This window comes from Clostridium sp. AF27-5AA (assembly GCF_003478415.1).
Lineage (GTDB): Bacteria > Bacillota > Clostridia > Lachnospirales > Lachnospiraceae > Otoolea > Otoolea fessa.
Window position 1 is genome coordinate 1 of sequence record NZ_QUFH01000021.1, and the last position, 8,606, is coordinate 8,606.

At 52.9% G+C, this 8,606-nt stretch carries 7 protein-coding genes and 3 pseudogenes; all 10 read left to right on the forward strand.

Going from position 1 to position 8,606, the window contains the following annotated elements; all coding sequences use genetic code 11:
• On the forward strand, positions 1-309 hold a 309-nt coding region (locus DWY89_RS13995), incomplete at its 5' end, for a DNA cytosine methyltransferase (protein ID WP_147353342.1).
• A gap of 4 nt (positions 310-313) precedes the next feature.
• Positions 314-1,027 (forward strand): antirestriction protein ArdA, encoded by a 714-nt coding sequence (locus tag DWY89_RS14000; protein ID WP_117482861.1) that lies wholly within the window; start codon positions 314-316, stop codon positions 1,025-1,027.
• A gap of 14 nt (positions 1,028-1,041) precedes the next feature.
• Positions 1,042-2,091, forward strand: a complete 1,050-nt coding sequence (locus DWY89_RS14005; protein ID WP_118524771.1) for a hypothetical protein — start codon at positions 1,042-1,044, stop codon at positions 2,089-2,091.
• Between the two features lie 91 nt (positions 2,092-2,182).
• On the forward strand, positions 2,183-2,653 hold the full coding sequence (locus DWY89_RS14010; RefSeq protein WP_025543433.1) for a PcfB family protein: 471 nt from the start codon (positions 2,183-2,185) through the stop codon (positions 2,651-2,653).
• Positions 2,650-5,061 (forward strand): annotated as a pseudogene (locus tag DWY89_RS14015) (recombinase family protein); the annotation flags it as partial. The gene DWY89_RS14010 and the pseudogene DWY89_RS14015, both read left to right, overlap by 4 nt.
• A 5-nt stretch (positions 5,062-5,066) precedes the next feature.
• A pseudogene (locus DWY89_RS14020) lies at positions 5,067-5,807 on the forward strand (ATP-binding protein); the annotation flags it as partial.
• Positions 5,804-5,992 (forward strand): transposon-encoded TnpW family protein, encoded by a 189-nt coding sequence (locus tag DWY89_RS14025; protein ID WP_002569233.1) that lies wholly within the window; start codon positions 5,804-5,806, stop codon positions 5,990-5,992. The pseudogene DWY89_RS14020 and the gene DWY89_RS14025, both read left to right, overlap by 4 nt.
• A gap of 111 nt (positions 5,993-6,103) precedes the next feature.
• Positions 6,104-7,714 (forward strand): recombinase family protein, encoded by a 1,611-nt coding sequence (locus DWY89_RS14030; protein WP_098924870.1) that lies wholly within the window; start codon positions 6,104-6,106, stop codon positions 7,712-7,714.
• A 90-nt stretch (positions 7,715-7,804) separates the two neighbouring features.
• Positions 7,805-7,897, forward strand: a pseudogene (locus DWY89_RS14840) (Maff2 family protein); the annotation flags it as partial.
• A gap of 41 nt (positions 7,898-7,938) precedes the next feature.
• The coding region (locus DWY89_RS14040) for a VirB6/TrbL-like conjugal transfer protein, CD1112 family (RefSeq protein ID WP_118524773.1) at positions 7,939-8,606 on the forward strand (668 nt) is incomplete at its 3' end.

An 8,606-nucleotide genomic window follows, 5' to 3' on the forward strand; every position in this document is an offset into this window, starting at 1 on the left:
GCCTTCCGAAACAGCTTCGGATTACCAACTGACCCTTTTCCCACTCTTTTAGCCAGTGATGTAACGCCCTTTGCCTTCTGGTATGAGGGCGACCCGGAGGGCGGCTGCATCCGTTTTCTGACGGAAACGGAAAGCGAACGGCTGATGGGGCTGCCGGAGGGCTGGACAAAGTACGGGGCGGACGGCATGGAGATCCGGCCTCTGCAACGCTACAAGGCGCTGGGAAATGCGATTGCCCTCCCTTGCGCCGATTACATTATGGCCGGGATCTATGAGGTGCTGGCTGGCAGGGCCGGAAAGGAGGAATAAGCCCATGTTTGAAGCCTATATAACCAATACAGCCCTGTACCCCTTGATGGGGATCGAGGTAGGGACAACGGTACATTTCCCCATGACGACACAGGAGTTGCAGGCCGCCCTTGCCAAAATCGGGATAGACGGGAAACGGTACAGCGAAGTGTTCTTTACCAGCTTTGACAGCGATGTGCTGGGGCTCTACGATCATCTCTACGAATGTGAGAACATCGACGAGCTGAACGAGCTGGGCCACGCCCTGCTGGAAGTACGGGATAAGGGCGGACTGGAAACCTTTGAAGCCGCTCTTGTCTTGGGAAACCACACAAGGAGCGTGAAGGATTTGATAAACCTGACGCAGAACCTTGACCTTTACCGCTTTTACCCGGATATTTCCGATGATGAAGGGCTGGGTCGTCTTTACGCCGACGAGCTTGGGACTATCGACATACCGGAGCACATTCAGAACTACTTCGATTATGAGGCATACGGGCGGGATGTGCGTATCAACGAGGGCGGCGTATTCGCTCCCGGTGGGTATGTGTCGGCAGTCCCGGAGGGCTTCAAGGAGTATTACCACGGGCCGCAGGACATCCCGCCGGAACACCGGATATTTGCCTATCCTGAAAAGGCCGAGCCTGTCCACTCCATTCTCGCTACACTCAAACAGTTTCAAGAAGCCCCACCCGCTCCGAAAAAGGACAAGGCGGGGCCTTCCCATGAAGAACGGTAGGACTTCGGGCCAACATGGCCCGAAGCATAAAGGAGGTGCATACCATCAACTATTACCCTATCAATGAAGGAGCCGCCCGCCGGGCAAAAGAAATGAACAGCTTTTCCGACTACAAGGAAGGGAGCGCAACGGCGGAATACCGGGCAATGGTGGACAAGGCCGCCGCCATAGCGGAAAAGCAGAAATCCCGGGTGGACCCCATGTACCATGAGAAGATCGACCATCTGTTAGACACCTACGCCCGCAAGCTGGCCGAAAACATGAACCAGGGCTTTGCCATTGACGCAAGGGTTCCCTCTGTGATGATCGCCGGACCTGCCAATTTCCCGGTGGGAAAGAAGGAAAAACAGAACCGGGCCCGGGACAGCAACATGGAGGAATGGCGGTATATTCAAGGGCTGCTGGATAAGATATGCAGTACCGGCATGGGCGGGATCAGCGCCGATGACCCGGCAGCGATCGAAAAGCTCCAGAAGAAGCTGGACGGGCTGGAACGCTCCCAGCTCATTATGAAGGAGGTCAACGCCTATTACCGCAAGCATGGCAAGCTGGACGGCTGTGCGCTGCTGTCGCCGGACCAGATCGAAAAGCTGAAAGCAAGCATGGCGTCAAGTTGGCGAAGCGACCCGAGGCCCTTTGAAAGTTACCAGCTTACCAACAACAATGCGGAGATCCGCCGGGTAAAGGCCCGTATCGAACAGCTTTCCAAACAGGCACAGCAGGAATTTTCCGGCTGGGAGTTCGATGGGGGTCGTGTGGAAATGAACCGGGAGGACAACCGCTTGCAGGTGTTCTTTGACGGAAAGCCTGACGCGGACACCCGGGCCGAGCTGAAAAGCAGCGGCTTTCGTTGGGCTCCCAGCGTGGGCGCATGGCAGAGGCAGCTCACGGACAACGCTATCCGGGCGGCTGACCGTCTGGAATGTATCAAGCCGCTGTCCGGCGAAAAGCCCTCCCAGCTTCAAAAGAAGCCCTCTATCTTGCAGACCATGCGGGAACAGGGCGAAAAAGTCCAGACGGAGCCGGAAAAGAAAGCTCCGTCCGGCAGAGATGCCGAGCGGTAAGCCTCGGGCCACATTGGCCCGAGGTTTTCTGTTCCCCGAGATTGTACGGGGGCCTCCCGGATAGCGGGAACCCCGACGGAAAGGAGGTTTTATGCAGGAAGAAGTAAACCAAAAAACGGTTGCCCTTTCGATCAGGACAACGAAGCTCACAGGAAAAGTGCTGGCTGCCGCTCTTGGCAAGGTGGTTCGGGCGCTGCAAAAGCACCACCAGAAGGCGCTGACCCCGCAGGGACGCCAGAGCGTGAAAAAGCTGATGAACCACTATGGCGGCAAAAGTGCCATGCCCTATGTGGGAGCTCCAAAGGATTTTGACCGGATCGCGAAGGAGTTCCATGTGGACTACGCTTTCCATAAAGTGAGCCCCGGTCATTACCTGCTGTTTTTCAAAGCCAATCAGGCGGACGCTATCACGGCGGCCTTCCAGAAGTACAGCGCAAAGGTGCTGAACAAAGAGCAGGACAAGGCTTCCATCCTCGGTCAGCTTCGGAAATTCACGGAGCAAATCAGGACGCAGGCAAAGGAAAAGCAGCGGACCAGAGAGGCGGTGAAGGACGGACGTTGAGTGACAAGATCAGAAAATATGTGCTCCCAAACCTGCCGTACCTCTTTGTGTTCTGGTTTTTCTCCAAAATCGGGACGGCCTACCGGATCGCCCCCGGCACAGACTTCGGGACAAAGCTCATGGGGATGCTTGATACCTTCCCCAAAGCCTTTGAAACCTACTGGCCGGGGCTGGGAGGTATTGACCTGCTGGTGGGCCTTGCCGGTGCGGCTGGGATGTATCTGCTGATACAGTCAAAGATCAGGCAGGCGAAAAAATTCCGGCGGGATGCGGAGTACGGCACCGCCCGCTTTGGAACAAAGGAAGATATAAAGCCATTTGTTGACCCTAAATTTCAGAACAATGTCATTCTGACCGGGACGGAGTTCCTTACCATGAACACCCGTCCGAAGATACCCGCCAATGCCCGGAACCTAAACGCCTGTGTCATCGGATCGTCCGGCTCGGGAAAGACAAGGTTCTGGTTGACCCCGCAGCTCCTTCAAGCCCATTCCTCGTATGTGGTGGTAGACCCGAAGGGCGGCACTCTCGACCAGTGCGGGCGGTTTCTGCAACGGGAGAAATACAGGGTGCGGGTATTCAACAGTATCGACTTTTCAAAATCCATGCACTACAATCCGCTGGCCTATATCAAGACAGAAAGCGATGTTTTGAAATTTGTTACCGCCCTGATTGCCAACACCAAAGGCGACGGCAAGGAGGGCGACGAGTTCTGGACAAAAGCAGAAACCCTCTTGTACTGCGCCCTTGTGTCCTACATCGTCTTTGAGGGGCCGGAGGAAGAACGCAACATGAATACGCTGGTGGAAATGATAAGCAGCATGGAAGTCCGGGAGGATGACGAAACCTTCAAAAACGCGGTGGACTATATGTTTGACGGGCTGGAACGCCGCAGCCCCCAGCACTTCGCCGTGAGGCAGTATAAGAAATACAAGCTCGCCAGCGGTGTTGTATGCTCTAAAAGACTTCTTAATCAAGCGGTTGGGAAGTCTCTTAGAACACACAACCTAAAACCGAAGAAAAGAGCGCAAGTTATGAGAAAAAACGAGAAAATCACTGCTCTGTACGAACGACTGAGCCGTGATGACTTTGGCAAAGATGATGACCAGCAGCGTGAGAGCAACTCCATATCCAATCAAAAAGCAATGTTGGAGGACTTCGCCGCACGGCAGGGCTTTACAAACATTGTCCATTTCACGGACGATGGCATTAGTGGTACTTGTTTTGACCGTCCCGGATTTTTGGCAATGATGAAAGAAGTGGAAGCCGGGAATGTGGAGTACCTTTGTATCAAGGACATGAGCCGCATGGGTCGTGACTATCTGAAAGTCGGTCAGATTATGGAAATCCTGCGTCAGCGTGGCGTTCGCCTTATCGCCATCAATGACGGCGTGGACAGTGCCAGAGGTGATGATGATTTTACCCCTTTCCGCAACATTATGAACGAGTATTACGCCAGAGATACCAGCCGTAAAATCCGTTCCACTTTCCAGTCCAAAGGCAAGTCCGGCAAGCACCTCACAGGCACGGTCATTTACGGCTATCTTTGGAACGAAGCCAGAGACCAATGGTTGGTTGACCCCGAAGCCGCCGAGGTGGTCAAGCGCATCTTTGCCATGACGATTGACGGCTACGGTCCGTATCAGATCGCCAGCAGGCTGAAAGAAGAAAAAGTCCTCATTCCGTCCGCTTACCTTGCCCAGCACGGCGAGGGCGTGAACAAAAACAAGACTTTCAAAGATGTGTACGGCTGGGGTTCTTCCACCATTTGCAACATTCTTGAAAAGCGTGAGTATCTGGGACATACCATCAACTTCAAGACCCGAAAGCACTTCAAGGACAAGAAAAGCCATTATGTCCCGGAGGACGAATGGACAATTTTCGAGAATACCCATGAGCCTATCATTGACCAGCAGACCTTTGACCTTGTGCAGAAAATCCGTGGGAATGTCAGACGCTACCCGGACGGCTGGGGCGAAGCAGCTCCACTTACTGGCTTGCTTTATTGTGCCGATTGCGGCGGTAAAATGTATGTCCACCGTACCAACAACGGCAAGCGTATTTCTCAATATACCTGTTCCCAATACAGCAAAGTCCCAGTTGGAAAGCTCTGCACGACACAGCACCGTATCAATGAAGATGTGGTACTGTCCCTTGTTTCCGAAATGCTCAAAGCTATTGCCGAGTATGCCAAGCATGACCGAGCCGAGTTTGTCCGTGTGGTGCAGGAAGCGCAGTCCAGCCAGCAGACGGCAGAGGTCAAGAAACAGCGGACACGCCTTGCCACCGCAAAGCAGAGAGTTTCCGAGCTGGAAGTCCTGCTCTGCAAAATCTATGAGGACAACATTTTAGGCAAGCTGTCCGACAGCAGATACGCCACTCTGGACGCTCAATACGAAAAGGAACAGTCCGAGCTTACTTTTCAAAAGAAACCGCCCAATGGTTAGGGCATGACCGACACCCGGCAGAGTGCGACTGCCAGCGGGCAGCCCGTGAAAAACGGGAAGCCGCTGAAAGCAGACAGAAGCACCTTGAAAAAGTGGAGGACTTGAAACGCCGGGGCTTTACCGACCCTGCTATGCGGAACTGGACATTTGAGCATGACAACGGCAGAAACCCGCAGACCGAAACCGCCCGCTTTTATGTGGAGAGCTGGGAAACCATGCAGGCTGAAAATATCGGCTACCTGTTTTGGGGCGGCGTGGGGAAAGGAAAAAGCTACCTTGCCGCCTGTATCGCCAACGCCCTTATGGAGAAAGAGGTTGCCGTCTGTATGACAAACTTTGCAACAATACTCAATGACCTTGCTGCCAGCTTTGAGGGCAGGAACGAATATATTTCCCGCCTTTGCAGCTATCCCCTGCTGATACTTGATGATTTCGGTATGGAGCGAGGGACAGAATACGGGCTGGAACAGGTTTACAGCGTGATTGACAGTCGTTACCGAAGCAGCAAGCCGCTGATCGCCACGACCAACCTCACGCTGGAGGAATTGCAGCACCCGCAGGACACGCCCCACGCCCGTATCTATGACAGGCTGACTTCCATGTGCGCCCCCGTCCGCTTCACGGGCAGCAATTTCCGAAAGGAAACCGCACAGGAAAAGCTGGAACGATTAAAGCAACTGACGAAGCAGCGAAAGGAGAGCCTATGACAGAAACCAAACAGACAAGCACCACCAAAACAGACCGCCGCCCGGACTGTGTAACGGAAATCCGCATGGGCAACTCCGTCCTTACCGTTTCCGGATTCTTCAAGCAGGGCGCAACCGACACCGCAGCCGACAAGATGATGAAAGTGCTGGAAGCGGAAGCTGCTACACAAAAAACGGCGATTTGACCGACCATAAAGAAGCAGATTTGACGCTTTTGCCGCTATACAGACAGCCGCCCCATGTGGTACAATCAAGGTACGGAATAGTGGGGCTGGCTGTCGGAAACGGAGGATTTTATGTTAAGACAGACCAACCAACAACCAATTACCGCCCTTTACCCAAGACTTTCCCATGAGGACGAGCTGCAAGGCGAGAGCAATTCCATTTCCAATCAGAAGCGTATCCTTGAAACCTATGCAAAGCAGAACGGCTTTTCCAATCTGCGCTGGTACACGGACGACGGTTATTCTGGTGCGAACTTTCAAAGACCCGGTTTTCAAGCCATGCTTGCGGACATTGAAGCCGGAAAAGTCGGGACAGTTATCGTCAAGGATATGTCGAGGTTAGGGCGAAACTACCTACAAGTGGGAATGTACACAGAAATGATTTTCCCACAGAAAGGCGTCCGCTTCATTGCTATCAATGACGGAGTGGACAGCGCACAGGGCGACAATGACTTTGCCCCGCTGCGGAATATCTTTAACGAATGGCTGGTGAGAGATACGAGCAAGAAAATCAAAGCAGTGAAACGCTCAAAAGGCATGAGTGGCAAGCCTATCACAAGCAAGCCTGTGTATGGCTACCTCATGGACGAGGACGAAAATTTCATCATTGACGAGGAAGCCGCACCCGTAGTCAAGCAGATATACAACCTCTGTCTTGCCGGGAATGGTCCGACCAAGATTGCCCGTATGCTCACAGAGCAGCAAATCCCCACGCCGGGGACGCTGGAATACCGCAGGACGGGCAGCACCCGCCGCTACCACCCCGGCTATGAGTGCAAGTGGGCGACCAATACCGTTGTGCATATCCTTGAAAACCGGGAATACACGGGCTGTCTGGTAAACTTCAAGACGGAAAAACTCTCTTACAAAGTCAAGCACAGTGTAGAAAATCCCCTGGAAAAGCAAGTGATTTTCGAGAACCACCACGAGCCTATCATAGACACTCAGACATGGGAACGGGTGCAGGAGCTACGCAAGCAGCGTAAACGCCCCAACCGCTATGATGAAGTGGGCTTGTTCTCTGGTATACTGTTCTGTGCAGACTGCGGCAGCGTCATGTATCAGCAGCGATACCAGACGGACAAGCGCAAGCAGGACTGTTATATCTGCGGCAACTACAAGAAGCGCACCCATGACTGTACGGCGCACTTTATCCGCACCGACCTCTTGACCGCCGGTGTACTCTCCAATCTGCGGAAAGTGACCAGCTATGCGGCAAAGCATGAAGCCCGGTTTATGAAGCTCTTGATTGAGCAGAACGAGGACGGGGGCAAACGCAGGAACGCCGCCAAGAAAAAGGAACTGGAAGCCGCCGAGAAACGCATAGCCGAGTTATCCGCTATCTTCAAGCGGCTGTATGAGGACAGCGTGACCGGGCGCATATCAGACGAGCGTTTCACAGAACTGTCGGCAGACTATGAAGCAGAACAACGGGAACTGAAAGAAAGAGCCGCTGCTATCCAAGCGGAGCTTTCCAAAGCACAGGAAGCCACCGTGAACGCAGAAAAGTTTATGAATGTTGTCCGGCGGCATACCAGCTTTGAAGAACTTACCCCTACTCTGCTGCGGGAGTTTGTAGAGAAAATCGTTGTGCATGAGTGCAGCTATGACGAGAACAAGACCCGCAGACAGGACATTGAGATTTATTATTCTTTTGTTGGCAAGGTGGACTTGCCCGAATAAACGCCCGACCTATCCGACACAATGCGCAAGTGCCGGATAGGAACGGCAAAATTTTTTACACTTCTATTACTTCTTTATCACACATCAGTAAAAAGCCAGGGCATTAAGCAGCTGATGGCGGGCGGCGGTGTCGTTCTGATCGGTCTTCAGCTTATCCCTCTGCTGTCCGGGCTGTTCAGCTAAATGTCACCCGTTGTCCCTTTTTCTAGAAAAGGAGCTGATGTATGGACTTTATCATCGATGCAATCGTTGAATGGCTGAAAGGTCTGCTCGTCGATGGTATCATGGGAAATCTGGATGGTCTTTTCGATAACGTCAATCAGAGCGTTGGCGAGATCGCCACACAGGTAGGCACGACCCCGGCGGACTGGAACGCCGGGGTCTTTTCCATGATACGACAGATCTCTGAAACTGCCATCCTGCCAATCGCCGGGGTCATCCTCACTTTTGTAATGACTTATGAGCTGATACAGATGCTCATAGAACGCAACAACCTCCATGAAGTTGACACATGGATGTTTTTTAAGTGGGTGTTCAAAACCTTTGTGGCTGTGATGATCCTGACGAACACCTTCAATATCGTGCTGGCGGTCTTTGATGTGAGCCAGCATGTGATACAGCAGTCAGCGGGCATTATCCAGAACGGGACAGAGATCACGCCGGATGTGCTGGACAGTTTGCGGACAGAGCTTGAGGCGATGGAGTTAGGTCCTCTGTTCGGACTCTGGCTACAATCCTTCCTAATCCAGCTTACCATGATTGCCTTAAACATCGTGATCTTCGTCATCGTATATGGCCGTATGATTGAAATTTATTTACTCACAAGTTTAGCTCCTATCCCGTTTGCCACAGTCCCCAACAGGGAAACCGGACACATGGGGCAGAACTATTT

Bases quoted from the DNA above. Each gene is read 5' to 3' on its own strand.
- DWY89_RS14000 (WP_117482861.1), top strand. From the start codon at position 314: ATGTTTGAAGCCTATATAACCAATACAGCCCTGTACCCCTTGATGGGG.
- DWY89_RS14010 (WP_025543433.1), top strand. From the start codon at position 2,183: ATGCAGGAAGAAGTAAACCAAAAAACGGTTGCCCTTTCGATCAGGACA.
- DWY89_RS14005 (WP_118524771.1), top strand. From the start codon at position 1,042: ATGGCCCGAAGCATAAAGGAGGTGCATACCATCAACTATTACCCTATC.
- DWY89_RS14030 (WP_098924870.1), top strand. From the start codon at position 6,104: ATGTTAAGACAGACCAACCAACAACCAATTACCGCCCTTTACCCAAGA.
- DWY89_RS14025 (WP_002569233.1), top strand. From the start codon at position 5,804: ATGACAGAAACCAAACAGACAAGCACCACCAAAACAGACCGCCGCCCG.